We start from the raw sequence: 16,198 nt of genomic DNA, 5'->3' as shown, positions 1-16,198 counted from the left end.
AAAAGTTATTCCCACTTGACATTTATCAAGGAATTAAGAACGCTGTTTTTTCCTTATTCGACTGAAAGTTTCGGGCGTCATCCCCAACATTGAAGCTATATACTTTAAAGGCACCTGATTAAACAGCATTTTATTTTTCTCAAAGAAAAAATGATAACGTTCTTCAGCAGTCATTGAAAGATGAGTATAAATACGATCTTCCATCATCCCAAAACACCTTACTATAAACAGTTTTTCTAATAAATGCCATTTTGGAATCACCGTCCCCAACTTTTGATAGTCTTCAGCAGTTATTGAATAGATTTCTGAATCTACCAAAGCTTGAATATTCCATCTTGAGCCACTTCTAAAAATAAAACTAGACAAGTCTGTGATGAAATACCCTTTAGATGAAATCCACTGTGTCACCTCTCGATCTTCTTCATCTACATATACACGCATTAAACCATCTTGAACAAAACTCAACGCATTTGACAACTGCCCTTCTTTTAAATAAAACTCACCTTTATTTACTTTCTTGAGCTTAAAGAACGAACTAATCACGCATACTTCTTCTTCTTCAACCACCCCAAAGTAAGACTTTATATATTCTTCTAATTCGTTTTTCATACTTCCCTTTAAAACTACAAAAAAATAAAAGCCTGTTGCAATATATACAACAGGCTTTTACTATTTATTTTAAGTAGCTACTTAGAAGCAGTACTCATTCTTTTCGATTAATGATAAAGCAACTCTTTGACGTGCTTCTTTAACGTTAAACGGCTCATGCTTAGTAAAACGTTTTAATCCCATCATCATCATTTTTAGCTCATCTCCTTCAGCGAATGAGAATAACGCATCTTTTCCTGCTTTATTGATTAAATCAGCTGCATCATATAAATAAATACGCATCATATCCAACTCATTTTGAGCAGCAGCTTCACCTTTTAAAGCAACAACTTTTTCAGCTCTTAACAATGAAGATTCTGCAACATAGATATAATTAATTATATCCGCACAATTCATTACAATCTCTTGCTCTTTAGCTAATTTCTCTCCTACTTTCTGAGCTGCACTTCCAGCAACCATCAATAATGCTTTCTTAAAGTTAGCAATATACTTTCTCTCAGCAGCAAACAATGCTGTATCTGGAGCACCGAAATCAGGAATTCCCATCAATTCTTTTCCAATAGCCATAGCAGGTCCCATCAAATCAATTTGACCTTTCATTGCTTTCTTCAGAATCATCGTAACAGTTAACAAACGGTTAATTTCGTTTGTTCCTTCGAAAATACGGTTAATTCTAGAGTCTCTGTATGCTCTTTCAATTCCTGTTTCAGCAGAGTATCCCATACCACCGTGGATTTGAACACCTTCGTCAACAACATAATCTAAAGCTTCAGAACCGATGACTTTAAGGATTGCACATTCAGGAGCAAACTCTTCAATTCCTTTTAAAGTCGCTTTTTCTTTATCCATCCCTCCATCAATTAACGCTTGGATAGCATCATCAATATTCTGAGAAGCTCTATAAGTTGCAGCTTCAGCAGTCCAGATTAATGTAGCTTGCTGTGCTAATTTGTGACGAATTGCTCCATATTTAGAGATAGGACGTGTAAACTGCTCTCTTTCATTCGCATATTTTACAGAATCAGAAATAGCAACTTTAGACCCTCCAATACAAGCTCCTGCTAATTTAATTCTACCGATATTTAAAATATTTACAGCTATTTTAAATCCATTCTCTCTTTCAGAAAGCATGTTCTCTACAGGAACCTTTACATTATTAAAGAACACCTGACGTGTAGAAGATCCTTTAATCCCCATTTTCTTTTCTTCTGGATTTAAAGAAATCCCTTCTGAATCAGCCTCAATTAAGAATGCTGTTAACTTTTCATCATCTCCAATTTTAGCAAAAACAGTAAATAAATTAGCAAATCCACCGTTTGTAATCCACATTTTTTGCCCATTTACGATATAATGCTTACCATCTTCTGTTAATTCAGCTTTCGTTTTACCTGAATTAGCATCAGATCCTGCGCTTGGCTCTGTTAAGCAATAAGCTGCTTTCCACTCCCCAGAAGCTAACTTAGGAATATATTTCGCTTTTTGCTCTGCATTTCCATAATACAACAATGGTAAAGTACCAATTCCTGTATGTGCAGCATAAGCTACAGAGAAAGAGTGTCCGCTACCTAATGCTTCTGTAGCTAACATAGATGTTTTAAAATCTACTCCCATTCCTCCTAAATCTTCAGGAACTGACAATCCTAACAACCCTAATTCTCCTGCTTTTTCCATTAAAGAAGGAACTAATGTTGGGTTGGACTGACTATCGATTTCATCGAAGTGTTGTTTCACTTCATTATTGATAAAATCTTTACACATTTGAGCAATCATTTGTTGCTCTTCTGACCATTCTTCTGGTGTAAAAATATCTTTAGCTTCAACATCTTTCACTAAAAACTCTCCACCTTTTATAGCTTCACTCATTTTTTATTTATGTATTGTGTACTTAGATAAGTACGATGTTATTGAATATATACTTTAATTAATAGAACTGCAGCTTCCACTACAGTTCATTGCTTTTTATTTTAAGAACTCAAAGATTCCACAAGCTCCTTGACCTGTTCCCACACACATGGTTACAGCTCCATATTTTTGCTCTCTTCTTCTCATTTCATTGAATAACTGAACCGATAATTTCGCTCCTGTACATCCAAGTGGATGACCTAAAGCAATCGCTCCTCCATTCACGTTTACAACGTCAGGATTAATGTCTAATTCTTTCAATACAGCAACAGATTGTGATGCAAATGCTTCGTTTAACTCTATTTGCTCTAAATCATTTAATGACAACCCTGCCTTTTTCAATGATTTTGGAATAGCTAATGCAGGCCCCATCCCCATAATACGAGGCTCCAAACCAACAACACTATAATCTACTAATCTTGCAATTGGCTCTACTCCTAGCTCTTTTACCATCTCTTCACTCATTACCATCACAAAAGCAGCTCCATCAGAAGTTTGAGAAGCATTACCAGCTGTAACTGTTCCTCCTTGAGCAAACACAGGTCTCAACTTCGCTAAAGCTTCAACTGTCGTTCCTTTACGTGGTCCTTCGTCTGTATCTACTACATAACTTCTTTCTGCGCGCTTACCATTTTCATCTAGATAAGTTTCATTCACTGTAATCGGAACAATATCATCTTTAAATGTTCCATTTTCTATTGCAGCCAAAGCTTTCATTTGAGAATTATATGCAAATTCATCTTGCATTTCTCTTGTAATGTTATAATCTTTCGCTACAGCTTCAGCAGTCAATCCCATTCCCCAATACCATTCTGGATCTTTCTTTCCTACTTCTGCATTAGGCACTAATCTCCATCCTCCAAAAGGTATTGGCGACATCGTTTCTACTCCTCCTGCAATAATACAATCAGCTTGTCCTGCTTCAATTTGAGCAGCAGCTAATGCAATTGTTTGTAATCCAGAAGAACAATAACGGTTAACAGTCATTCCTGGAACCTTCTCATTATCCAATCCCATTAAAGAAATCATTCTTCCTATATTCAGACCTTGCTCGGCCTCAGGTGTTGCATTCCCTACAATTACATCATCAATTCTACTATGATCTAATTGAGGAAAATCTTTCATCAAATGTTTGATTACATCAGCTGCTAAATCATCAGCTCTTGTAAATCTAAACGCTCCCCTTGGAGCTTTTCCTACAGCGGTTCTGTATCCGCCTACTATATATGCTGTTTTCATTTTTTTTATTTTTTTATATAAAACGTTTTGCGTAAATGCGTTTTGCGTTTCCTGGTTATTTCATCGAGTGAATTAATTTGTAAATCATCTTTTGAATTTTATCTATTCGATCTAATTCTTTAGAAACTTTATTCAGGTCAACAAAACCTAATTTTGAACTTACAATTAACTGTGACTCTACCTCACACATTGAAGCTGCTGCGATTCCCAAAAAGTGAACAAATTCACCTTTATTATTTCTACCTGCACCTTCAGCTATATTGCTAGAAACTGAAATTGAAGCTCTCCTCATCTGTTGAACCAAACCAAATACTTCTGCTTTAGGAAAATTATTTGTAATCTGATATACTTCTACAGAAGACTCTACCGCTTCTTTCCATACATTTAGATCTTTATAATTATTCATGCAGAACTCTTTTTAACTTATTGCGCAATACGACTTTCGCACTACGAATTAAACATTTAATTCCTCAATACTTTTCCAGTCTGTAAAATGCTTTGGATTCTTTCTAAGGTCTTTTTCTCAGCACAAAGCTCTAAGAAAGCTCTTCTTTCTAAATCTAATAGATATTGCTCTGACACCTCAGTTGGTTGTGATAAATCACCTCCACAAAGAACATACCCTAACTTTTCAGAAATAACCTGATCATGCTTAGACATATAGTTTCCACTCATCATTGAATGTGCTCCTACATAAACAATACCTAACCCTTCTTTACCTAAAACTTTAATATCCGTTCTTTGAGCTTGTTGTTGATACCCTTTATTAGCCATCATTAAACATGATTGCTTAGCATAAGCTAATTGATGAGCTCTAGAAACAACAACCTCATCTTGACCTTTTCTTAGGTAACCTAACTCAAACGCTTCATAAGCAGAAGTAGCTACTTTTGCTTGACCAACTGTTAAGAATTTATTTCTTAACGTGTTTGTTCTAATATCTCCTTCTCCAAATTCATCTGATGTTCTCAAGGCAAACTCTTTAGTTCCTCCTCCACCAGGGATTAATCCTACTCCAAACTCTACTAATCCAATGTAGGTTTCAGCGTTAGCTACAACTTTATCAGCATGTAAACATAGCTCACATCCTCCTCCTAAAGTCATACCGTGTGGTGCAACAACAACTGGAATATTAGAATAACGCGCTCTCATCATTGTATTTTGGAAAGCTCTAATTGCATAGTCTAACTCATCGTATTCCTGCTCTACAGCCATCATAAAGATTAGACCGACATTTGCTCCTACTGAGAAGTTTTCACCTTCATTTGAGATAACCACCCCTTTGTATTTAGCATCTGTCTCAGCCATATCAATTGCTTTATTGATTCCCGCTAAAACTTCACCTCCAATGGTGTTCATCTTACTGTGGAATTCTACATTTAAGATTCCATCTCCTAAATCAATAATTGACGTATCAGCATTACTCCAAACAGTATTCGTTTCTTTTAAGTTAGCAATACTTAAAATCTCTTCTGTTCCAGGGATTACGATATACTCTTTAGCATTAACATCATAATACTTACGCATACCATCTTCTACTTTGTAGAATGAAGTTACTCCTGCCTCTTTCATATCGTATACAAACTGAGCTGGCTTCATTCCCATTTCTTCCATAGTTTGGATTACTTTTTCAAACCCAATAGCATCCCAAGTCTCAAATGGTCCCATTTCCCATCCAAATCCAGCTTTTAAAGCATCATCGATTCTGTAGGTCTCATCAGATATTTCTGGAATTCTGTTGGTAACATACTGGAATACTCCTGTAAATACCTTTCTGTAGAACTCACCTGCTTTATCTTTTCCTGAGAATAAGATTTTTGTTCTTGCTTTTAAACCTTCTGCTTGTTTAGCTGCATCTAAAGTTGCAAACTTCACTTTAGATTTTGGTCCGTATTCTAAAGTCTCTAAATTTAACTCAAGAATTGTTTTCTTCCCATTTTCATCTTTAGCTTTCTTATAGAAACCTTGCCCAGATTTACTTCCTAACCAGTTATTTTCTAACATTGTAGCGACAAAAGATGGCGTATTAAACACCGCTTTTCTTTCATCATCAGGACAATTATCTTTAACACCATTAGCAACGTGTACTAAAGTATCTAATCCTACAACATCACAAGTACGGAATGTTGCTGATTTAGGTCTTCCCATTACAGGACCTGTCAATTTATCTACTTCTCCAACAGTCAATCCCATCTCTGTTACCGTATGGAATAAGTCTTGAATTGCAAAGACTCCAACTCTATTTGCAATAAATGCAGGAGTATCTTTACATAATACTGTAGACTTTCCTAAAATTTTAGAACCATAATCCATCAAGAAATCAACTACAGCTGGATCGGTTTTAGGTGTAGGGATAATCTCTAACAACTTTAAGTAACGAGGAGGGTTAAAGAAGTGCGTTCCTAAAAAGTGCTTTTGGAAATCTTCACTTCTTCCTTCCAACATCATATGGATAGGAATTCCTGAAGTATTAGAAGTAATTAACGTTCCTGGCGTTCTATATTTCTCTACATTCTCGAAAACAATTTTCTTAATGTCTAAACGCTCAACAACAACTTCGATTACCCAATCACAATCACTAATTTTGCTCATATCGTCAGTCATATTACCTGTAGTAATACGCTTTGCAAAACTTTTACTATAAATTGGAGAAGGCTTAGACTTTAACGCTGCTTTCAAAGCTCCATTAACAATGCTATTTCTAGCTGCTTTGTTTGTAGAATCTTCGGCTTCTTTTGGTACAATATCCAACAACAACACTTCGCAACCAACGTTTGCGAAATGACATGCTATTGCAGACCCCATTACACCTGAGCCTAATACTGCAACTTTCCTGATGTTTCGTTTCATTTGTTTTTCTTTTAGTTTACAATCGACAACTTATTTATCGATTTCATTATTATTAAAAATATTATTTCTATCAATTATTTGATTTAGCTTTCCTAACACCTCAAATGTCTTTTCTAAATCTTCTTTCGGGATTTCTCCTTGAATCTTCTCATTGAACTTTAACACTGAAGAAATAGCTTGATTTCTCATATCCTGACCTAAATCTGTTAAAAAAAGACGAACCATTCTTCGATCATTCTCATCAACTTTCTTATAAATCACTCCTTTCTCTTCTAACGATTTAATCATTCGAGTTAAACTTCTAGACTCCATTCCCATCTTAGGCGCCAACTTCGTTGATGGTGTTCCCTCTTTAGTATCTATATTCAACAAAGTATAACCAATTGCCATTGAACCTCCGTATTTAGCTGCCTCTATATTGTACATCCTTGATATGTTAAACCAAGCCCATCTGATATGAAAATCTATCGTTTCTTCAGGTTTCATTCCCCACTTATCTTTTTTGATTGTTACGAATATAACAAAATATGTTATGCATGCATAATATTTTAAAAAAAAGTTATGCACGCATACTATAATTAACATTTCTTAATACTTTTTTTGGGTTAACCTACTCGTTTTCAACCAAAAGAAAACTAACTTTACCTCCAAAAGTGATTGTTATGTTGGAAATGTGGAATACTAGATATAAAGCGCAAGAATTTGCTTATGGAAAAGAACCTAATCAATTCTTTAAACAACAGTTAGATTTAATTCCAACTAATGAGACCATCCTTTTTCCAGCTGAGGGCGAGGGCAGAAACGCTGTATATGCAGCAATTCAAGGCCATCAAGTTTATGCCTTTGACATTAGTATTGAGGGTAGAAATAAAGCACAAGCATTGGCGAAAGAAAACAATACCAACATTGATTATCAAGTGGGACAACTTCAAGACCTTAACTATACAGAAAGCTCTTTTGATAGTATAGTTTTAATATATGCTCATCTTCCTACTACACTAAAAAAAAGTTTTTACACTGAACTTATAAAATTACTAAAACCCAATGGCCGCATTATATTAGAAGGTTTCAGTAAAAAGCATTTAGCTTACAGCACTCAAAATCCTGAAGTTGGTGGACCAAAAAATATTGACATGCTGTTTTCTAAAGAAACAATTACAGAAGATTTCTCAACTTTAGAAACGATTTTTCTTGAAGAAACTGACACGATTTTAAAAGAGGGAAAATTCCACAATGGGAAAAGTGCTGTCATTCGTTATATTGGACAAAAGAAATAAGTCCCCCTTAACTTTATTAACATTCCTTGAATTAAGGACTTAACCTTCGTCTTTTTTGAATTAACCTTACTATTTATAAGGATTCTGTGAAGGTAACTTATATCGAACTCACGTTAATTAGCAAAATAAACGAACAGATTTTTGTATTTCTTCTTCGCTTTTTAGGTACTCTAGAGCATAAGCCTTAGCTTTCTTTTGCATAGTCTCAAACTCCCCTTCCTCCATCTCTACGAAACGTTGTATCTCTTTCGCAAAGCCCCCCTGTTCTAGAGGCAAATTAGCTCCTATACCTAACTCTTTTAATTTTTTCCAAGGAGTGTTATTACTCACCAAAATTGGTCTTCCATGAGTTAATGCTTCTGCAATGGAATGTCCGTAATTTTCATTTAAACTTGTGCTCACTAAAAGGTGATAGTTCTTATACAGTTCAACTACTTTTATAGGTGGTAAACCTCCTTTAAACTCTACTTTTACATTGGAAGAAAGTCCTTTTATTAGTTGTCTACATTCATCGTAATACAACTCATCTTCTAGAGGTCCTACAATTACAACTTCAACTTTAGCTTCTTGAGCTAACTGTCTTAATTCTTTTAGAAAAAAATGAACATTTTTAATTGGCACAACTCTGCCAACCATAAGCATTTTTAACACCCCTTTCTTTTTAGGGATAGAAGTAAACTCATCTGTAACTAATGTTAAATTACGAGCTATTTTAATCTTTGTTTTTTTACCAAAAACGGCCTCAACCTCACCTCGCTCTATTTCTGAACTGACATGCCAAGTAACTTTAGTATATAAATTTAGTGCCTTTGCAAGTGCTAAAAAAACCTTTTTTTTGGAAGCTTTAATCGCTAGAGATTCTTTACCTAACATCCCTCTAGGAGCAACCACTATTGAATACTTATCCCTAAACAGTTGTAATGGCAACAGTGTAAATTTAGTTGAAAAAAGACTATTTAAATAAATTTTAAAAGGTTGAATCTTTTTTACCTCTTTCTTTATTCTTTTTCTTGTTATTGCTTCTGGAGACAAATACAAAATATGCACTCCTTTTTTATACTCCCATTCATTTTCTTTTATCGGGCTTAACTTTTCACCGTCAATATCGATAGTAGAAGTAATCACATAAAAATCAAACACTTCTTTTAAAGTCTCCACCAAGTTGTAGACAGAACGAATGGGTCCCCCTGCTTTATAAGCTGGAACATACCAATCAATAAAAACAACGATCTTAGGCTTATTCTTCACTCTGCTAAGGTAAGAATTTAAATGGCTTACATCAACTAACACTGTCCCGTGTATAAACTACCTGCAACAACTCATCAGCCATGAATAAAAAAAACTACTTTTATTCTTTACAAAAAAGTTTAGTGTAAACGCAATAAGAATGGCCAAAACAAATCAATATAAAGACAAAACAGCTACCAATAAAAAAAAGACGACTAAAAAGTCTTCTAGTAAAAAGACGGAAAAAAAGGAATCTAAAATTGTTGGAAAAGTGAAGTCATTTATAAATGATGATAGAACTCAAAAATCTGTAGGGTTAGTTTTAATTCTTTCTTCCCTTTATTTATTTATCTGTTTTACCTCTTATTTATTCACTTGGAAAAGTGATTATAGCATTATTGATGGAAAAACATTTGGTTTTGTTTTTAGTGGAGATGAAGTTGTTGTAAAAAACTGGCTAGGAAAATTAGGAGCATTTACTGCACATAAGTTTTTAAAAGTATGGTTTGGGGTTAGTTCTTATGTTTTTCCTTTCCTTTCTTTTTTATTAGGGATTAAAATTCTTTTCAAAATCACATTGCTACCATTAAAAAAGACATTAAAAATCAGTTTTGTTGCCATGGTTTGGGTATCTATTCTAATGGCATTTCTATTTGGTTCCCCTCTAGATTTTATGGGAGGATTATTTGGGCACCAAATAGTATCAACTGTAGCCAATATAGCAGGAACTATAGGCGCAGGACTATTTGTTGCTTTTACCGGATATTTAGCTGTGATTGTTTTATTCAATCCTAGTTATGAATGGTTAGGTAAATTTGTAAATTCCATAAACGCAAAAGATGCTGAATTTATTCCTGAAGAAGAAAAAGAAGCCATAAATACTATTAAAGAAGAAGAAATCACAACAGATACCGTTTCTGAGACTATTGATTTTAATGTAAAGGAACCGAAGACCAAAAACAAAGTTAAAGAAGTCATAACTACACCACTGGAAATAGAGGTAGAAGAAACGCCACTTGAGCCAACAATTAAGGAAGAACCTACTATTATCAAACCAACTGAAACAACACCCCCTACAAATGACGAGTTTGAAGTTGTTGTTCCAAAAGAAGAGAAAGTAGAAGACAACAGTAAGGATGAAATGGAAATAGTGATTGCTGAGGACGATACAACAGAGCTTTCCAAAAAAGAACTGAATAATATGGTTGAAGAATTTGGATTATTTGATCCTAAATTGGAACTTTCTCAGTACCAACTGCCCAACATTGACCTATTAGTTGACTATGGTGATGGTAGTCCTAGTTTAAACAAAGAAGAATTAGAGGAAAATAAGAACAAGATTATTACAACTCTAATGCACTATAAGATTGAGATCTCTAAAATTAAGGCCACAATTGGTCCTACAGTTACACTATATGAGATTGTCCCTGCTCCAGGTGTTCGTATTTCTAAAATTAAAAACTTAGAAGATGATGTAGCCTTAAGTTTAGCGGCATTAGGTATTCGTATCATTGCTCCAATGCCAGGAAAAGGTACTGTTGGTATCGAGGTTCCAAACTCAAAACCTAAAACAGTGGCAATGCGAGCTCTAATCGCTTCTGATAAATTCCAAAATTCAGAAATGCAGTTACCTGTAGCACTGGGAAAAACCATTTCTAATGAAACATTTGTTGCCGATTTAGCTAAAATGCCTCACTTATTGATGGCTGGAGCTACAGGACAAGGAAAGTCGGTTGGTTTGAATGCAATATTGGTTTCTATCCTTTACAAAAAACATCCATCTCAAGTTAAATTTGTATTGGTTGATCCTAAAAAAGTAGAGTTAACATTATTCAATAAAATTGAACGTCATTTCTTAGCAAAACTTCCAGATGAAGAGGATGCTATTATTACTGACACTCAAAAAGTAGTAACGACATTAAACAGTTTATGTGTTGAAATGGATCAACGTTACGAACTACTTAAAGATGCTTATGTACGTAATATTGTTGAATACAATGAGAAATTTGTCAACCGTAAACTAAACCCAGAAAAAGGACACCGCTATTTACCATATATTGTTTTGGTTATTGATGAGTTTGCTGATTTAATTATGACCGCAGGTAAAGAAGTTGAAACTCCTATTGCGCGTTTAGCACAGCTAGCCCGTGCAATTGGAATTCATTTAATTGTGGCAACACAAAGACCTTCGGTTAACGTTATTACAGGTATTATAAAAGCCAACTTCCCTGCTCGTGCTGCATTTAGAGTTACGTCTAAAATTGACTCTAGAACAATTCTAGATGCTGGAGGTGCCGATCAATTAATTGGACGAGGGGACATGTTATTCTCTACAGGGAACGATTTAATTCGTTTACAATGTGGATTTGTTGACACACCTGAAGTAGAAAAAATTACCGATATGATTGGTTCTCAACGCGCCTATCCAGAAGCCTATAAACTACCTGAATATATTGATGAAAGTGCAGAGGGAAGCGCAAAAGAAATAGACGATCAATTAGACGGTTTATTTGAAGACGCAGCATACATTATTGTCAATCAACAACAGGGATCTGCTTCATTGATACAACGTAAGTTAAAAATTGGATACAACCGTGCGGGTAGAATTATTGATCAAATGGAAGCAACTGGCTTAATAGGACCACACAGAGGGAGTAAAGCAAGAGAGGTTAATATTCCTGATGTGATGGCTTTAGATGATTTCTTAAAGAATCTGAGAGAAAAAGGAGTTTTGGGAGTTTAATACCATTTACAACATGAATTTACCGTAATAAAACTAAATTATTCTTTTACAGTAAACTCAACTTACAAACGGTATATATTTGGGCAGTCCTTTTTGAACAAAAAGTCGGGCTATACGCTATATCTTTTTAGTCCATTCTCGATACATTTTTATTTTATCAAATAAAAATACTCAAACTGACTAAAAAGGATGCCACTCCTATCCCTACTGCAATAACAATATCAATTATTCTTCATCAGAACATTCCGCAGCGAAAGCTATGCAAGAATTTCATTCATCAATTAGCAAAAAAATAGTTCTATTTCTATTTACACATTACAAAATTCAATTGGTATAACAACCACTATCTGCTAAATCAAATTTTAACAAGTTTTTGATTCTGCACTAGATTTTAATAATTAACTTTGGCACAGTTCTTTCTATAGAGAACTCCAAAATACTAAAAAAGAAGTTATGAAACAGTTCGGTATATTAATATTAAGTTTACTTATAGGCTTTAGTTCAGTTGCACAAGACAACCCGGAAAAAGATAAAGAAGCCAAAGTTATTTTAGAAAAATTAGGCAAAAAACTAAAAGGTTATAGTACAATGACTATAGACTTTAAACTTTCTATCAAAAGTGCTGACCTTAACGAATCTCAATCGGGAAAAGCTTTTACAAAAGGCACTAAGTTCTTTTATACGACAGAAGACAGAGATGTATATAGTGATGGGGAATCAGTTTGGACCCATGCTAAAGAAGATAATGAATGCTACATAGATGCTATTGAAGATTTAGATGGAGGAATTAACCCTTCTGAAATCATGACGATTTGGGAAAAGAACTTTAAATACAAACATTTTGGAACTAAAGATGGGATTACAGAAATTAGATTATACCCAACTAACCCAAAAGAAAGTAAATACCATACTGTTATCTTAAAAATTAATGAAGCAAAAAATAGTATCAAAAAGATTACTATAAAAACTAAAGATGCTATGACTGTACAATTTTCAATTCACAAACTTACTCCTAACACGAGCTTAAGTGATGCTAAATTCACATGGAATAAAGCTAAACACCCTGGAGTTGATGAAATTGACAATAGATAATAAACAACCATATTAATAAAGAAAAAAGCACTTCAATTGAAGTGCTTTTTTTGTATCTTGTTGCTCAGTTATGAGTCAAAATAAACCCTTAAAAATATTCCGTTCATCAGCAGGTTCTGGAAAAACCTATACTCTTGTAAAAGAATACATTTCTATTCTTTTAAATAGCAAAGACCCTTTGTTGTTCAAAAGAATTTTAGCAATTACTTTTACCAACAAGGCTGCTAATGAAATGAAAGAAAGGGTATTAGAAACCTTAAAAAAACTTTCTACTGGAGAATCAACAGATTTACTAGATGATTATTTAAAAATAGTTCCGCTATCTCCAGAAAAACTTGCTCAAAGAAGTCATACAATTTTTCAGCATATAATACACCATTATGGAGAATTTAATGTATTAACAATTGATAAATTCATCCACCGAATCATCCGTTCATTCACAAGAGAATTAGGGCTAGCTATGAATTTTGAACTGGAATCTGATGTAAACTTATTCATCAGCCGAAGTATTGAACTATTACTAGAAGAAGTAGGAAATGATAAAGACCTAACTCAATACTTGATTCAATTCTCAGAACAACTGATAGAGAACAGTGAAAAAGGAAATGTAGAAAAAGAATTAAAAGATCTTTCACAAATCTTAATGAAAGATGATGGAAAGACGGCTTTGGAAGAGCTTAGTGAATTTCAACTATCACATTTTATTTCTATTCAAGATGAAATCAAAAACAAAATTAAATCTCTTAGTAAGGAAATAAAAAGTTTGTGTTTAGCGACTATAAACCTTATAGAACAACAAGGAATAAGCATCTTTGATTTAGCAGGAGGTAAAAGAAGTGGGTTTGGAAAATATTATACATCATTTGCAAATAACTTAAATATTGACTTAGTTATTACTCCAGCTGCATTAAAAAATCTATCTGACGATGTTTGGTATTCTAAATCAGCAAAACCACATATTAAAAATGCAATAGATTCGATTCATAGCGAATTAGTTCAAAACACTACTCAAATCGTAAAACTCTTTAATGAGTACAAGACCCAAAGTTTATTCAATAAAAACTTCATTGGCTTTTCGTTACTCAATTCACTACACAAAGTTTTAAAAACAATCAAAGAAGAAAGCAACATTGTTTTCCTTAATGATTTTAATGAAATTATTAGCACGGTTATTTTAAACGAACCTGCTCCTTTTATCTATGAAAAAATCGGAAATAGGTACCGTTATTTTTTAATCGATGAATTTCAAGACACCTCAAAGCTTCAATGGAACAACCTGATTCCATTGGTTTACGACTCTCTTGCTAACGGGAATAAAAACTTAATTGTAGGAGATGCTAAACAAGCAATATACCGCTGGAGAGGAGGGGATGTTAATCAGTTTATTCATTTACCTAGAATAGCGGGAGCTTTTAGGGATTTAGCCCATATCAACCGAACATTTGAATCTTCTGGAGCGATTGATCAACTAAAAAACAATTACCGTTCTTATCAAACAATTGTACATTTTAATAACTGGTTATTTAAAAACATGGCTGACTTATCCGAGTCTGAAGCCATAAAATCAATTTATGAGGGTATAGCTCAAGATGTTATCAAAAAAGAAACCGGTCTGGTCTCTTATCAAATTTTACACGGAGGAAAAGAAGAAATACAACCTGAAAAGATTGCATTAACTCTACAATACATCCAAGAGTGTTTGGAAGATGGTTTTACTTATAATGACATTGCTATATTGGTTAAAACCAATAAAGATGGGAAACTCATTGCTGATCACCTCACAGAATTAAACATCCCTGTTGTCTCTTCTGACAGTGTGGTATTAGCTAGCTCGGAAGAAGTTCAATTTATCCTTTCATTTTTGACCACAACAGTTAATACTGCTAATGAACAAGCTATTTTAAAATGCTTACAATTCCTAAAACAAGAGCAGCATCTTTCCGTCATACACGAACAATGGAGGGTTCCTTCAGAAAAAAACGAAAGTTACTCTCAAGCAATTGACTTTGATGGTTTTATAAAAAATGGTTACCCACACTATAACCGTTCCTATTTTAACCAGCTCAATTTGTATGATAAAGTGATTTATCTACTCGAAACGTTTCAACTCAATCGCTTTGACCCTTATATTGATCAACTCTTAAATACAATTCAAGGGTACCTAAAACGTAACACTTCTATTTTACAAGACTTCATCAATTATTACGAGGAGCATAAAAATAAAATAGCAGTCAATAGTGGTGGTAATAATAATGCAATTCAAATCTCTACTATTCATAAGTCTAAAGGGCTACAATACCCCGTAGTTATCATCCCTTTTGCAGATTGGGTTGATAAGAATAATCAATTTAAAAATTACACCTGGATTAATCCTGATCATATTGTTGATTATCAAATACCTAAATACATTGCTCCCATAAACAAAAACACCCTCAACCATTACCAACTGGATAGTGTTTATGAAAAAGAACAAGCTGAAATCGTCTTAGACAACCTTAACCTTTTTTATGTTGCATTTACACGACCTGAAAAAAGAATGTACATCATTTCTAGCATTGGTAATAGAGCAAGCAATCACGTTTTTGATAAAATCAACAAGTTAGTCACCAACCACAGCGCTTATAATCCAGAAGAAAATCACCTTATTTTAGGAGAACGAAACAAAATTGAGGATCAAAAGATAGAAAAACCTAATTCCCCCTCCCAAGGCGCTCATGTAAAAACATGGAGACAGCATTTAGGTCTAAGCTTAGATCGAAATGCCTTGGAGTTGGAGTTATCTGAACTTAATGAAAGGGAGTATGGAAATGCTGTACATTATATTTGGGCCAATATCCTCTCTCCTGATGATTGTTCCCCAGCAATAGAAAAAGCGATTATTAATGGTGTATTACCAGCGGAATTAAGAGCAGAAGTATTGGAAGATTTTAAAGCTTGTTTTGCATTACCCCAAGTACAACAATGGTATAATATTCCTAACGCAGAAGTACTCAACGAAACCGCTATTGTAGCTGAAACAGGGCAATCTTATCGACCTGACAAAATTATTCTAACCTCCCAAAAAAAGGCCATAGTTATCGATTATAAAACAGGACAACAACGTAAAAGTCATCAAAAGCAGCTTCGAGAATATGGACAACTATTGAAAGAGCTTGGTTATTCTCCTACCCTTAACTTATTATACATGAAAGAAAAGGAAGTGGTTGTTTGTTAACCTACGCTAACAAAGCGTCTTTCACACTTAATTCAAACCATAAAC

11 protein-coding genes are annotated in these 16,198 nt (G+C 34.1%); 4 read left to right on the top strand and 7 right to left on the bottom strand.

The window, feature by feature from the left end:
- Positions 1-33: 33 nt before the first annotated feature.
- The 6 genes from N4A35_07955 to N4A35_07930 all read right to left on the bottom strand — a co-directional run bounded on the left by N4A35_07955 (position 34) and on the right by N4A35_07930 (position 7,086).
- Positions 34-609 carry a Crp/Fnr family transcriptional regulator gene (locus tag N4A35_07955; GenBank protein ID MCT4581334.1) on the bottom strand — a complete coding sequence of 192 codons (576 nt, stop codon included), beginning with the start codon at positions 607-609 and terminating at the stop codon, positions 34-36.
- An 81-nt stretch (positions 610-690) separates the two neighbouring features.
- On the bottom strand, positions 691-2,472 hold the full coding sequence (locus N4A35_07950; GenBank protein ID MCT4581333.1) for an acyl-CoA dehydrogenase family protein: 1,782 nt from the start codon (positions 2,470-2,472) through the stop codon (positions 691-693).
- A gap of 96 nt (positions 2,473-2,568) precedes the next feature.
- Positions 2,569-3,750: a thiolase family protein gene (locus tag N4A35_07945; protein ID MCT4581332.1), complete on the bottom strand. Its 1,182-nt coding sequence runs from the start codon at positions 3,748-3,750 to the stop codon at positions 2,569-2,571.
- 55 nt (positions 3,751-3,805) lie between these two features.
- The gene (locus N4A35_07940) at positions 3,806-4,156 is read right to left on the bottom strand and encodes a four helix bundle protein (protein MCT4581331.1); all 351 of its coding nucleotides are present in this window, start codon (positions 4,154-4,156) and stop codon (positions 3,806-3,808) included.
- Between the two features lie 56 nt (positions 4,157-4,212).
- A complete protein-coding gene (locus N4A35_07935; protein MCT4581330.1) occupies positions 4,213-6,600 on the bottom strand; it encodes a 3-hydroxyacyl-CoA dehydrogenase/enoyl-CoA hydratase family protein in 2,388 nt (795 codons plus the stop codon).
- A 30-nt stretch (positions 6,601-6,630) separates the two neighbouring features.
- On the bottom strand, positions 6,631-7,086 hold the full coding sequence (locus N4A35_07930; GenBank protein ID MCT4581329.1) for a MarR family winged helix-turn-helix transcriptional regulator: 456 nt from the start codon (positions 7,084-7,086) through the stop codon (positions 6,631-6,633).
- 176 nt (positions 7,087-7,262) lie between these two features.
- Between N4A35_07930 and N4A35_07925 the strand changes: the two genes are divergently transcribed.
- Positions 7,263-7,877 carry a class I SAM-dependent methyltransferase gene (locus N4A35_07925; GenBank protein ID MCT4581328.1) on the top strand — a complete coding sequence of 205 codons (615 nt, stop codon included), beginning with the start codon at positions 7,263-7,265 and terminating at the stop codon, positions 7,875-7,877.
- A 117-nt stretch (positions 7,878-7,994) separates the two neighbouring features.
- On the opposite strand, the gene N4A35_07920 is transcribed toward N4A35_07925, so the two are convergent.
- Positions 7,995-9,125, bottom strand: coding sequence for a glycosyltransferase family 4 protein (locus tag N4A35_07920; protein ID MCT4581327.1), 1,131 nt, complete (start codon positions 9,123-9,125; stop codon positions 7,995-7,997).
- Positions 9,126-9,264: 139 nt separating this feature from the next.
- Here N4A35_07920 and N4A35_07915 point away from each other — a divergent pair, with 139 nt between their 5' ends.
- From N4A35_07915 to N4A35_07905, 3 genes are all read left to right on the top strand, one after another.
- Positions 9,265-11,847, top strand: a complete 2,583-nt coding sequence (locus tag N4A35_07915; GenBank protein ID MCT4581326.1) for a DNA translocase FtsK — start codon at positions 9,265-9,267, stop codon at positions 11,845-11,847.
- Positions 11,848-12,300: 453 nt separating this feature from the next.
- Positions 12,301-12,939 (top strand): outer membrane lipoprotein carrier protein LolA, encoded by a 639-nt coding sequence (locus tag N4A35_07910; protein ID MCT4581325.1) that lies wholly within the window; start codon positions 12,301-12,303, stop codon positions 12,937-12,939.
- Positions 12,940-13,009: 70 nt separating this feature from the next.
- Positions 13,010-16,153, top strand: a complete 3,144-nt coding sequence (locus tag N4A35_07905) for a UvrD-helicase domain-containing protein (protein ID MCT4581324.1) — start codon at positions 13,010-13,012, stop codon at positions 16,151-16,153.
- The last annotated feature ends 45 nt before the right edge of the window (positions 16,154-16,198 follow it).

The sequence above is a fragment of the Flavobacteriales bacterium genome, assembly GCA_025210295.1.
GTDB lineage: Bacteria > Bacteroidota > Bacteroidia > Flavobacteriales_D > Parvicellaceae > S010-51.
This window is presented reverse-complemented; position numbering and strand designations above follow the sequence as displayed.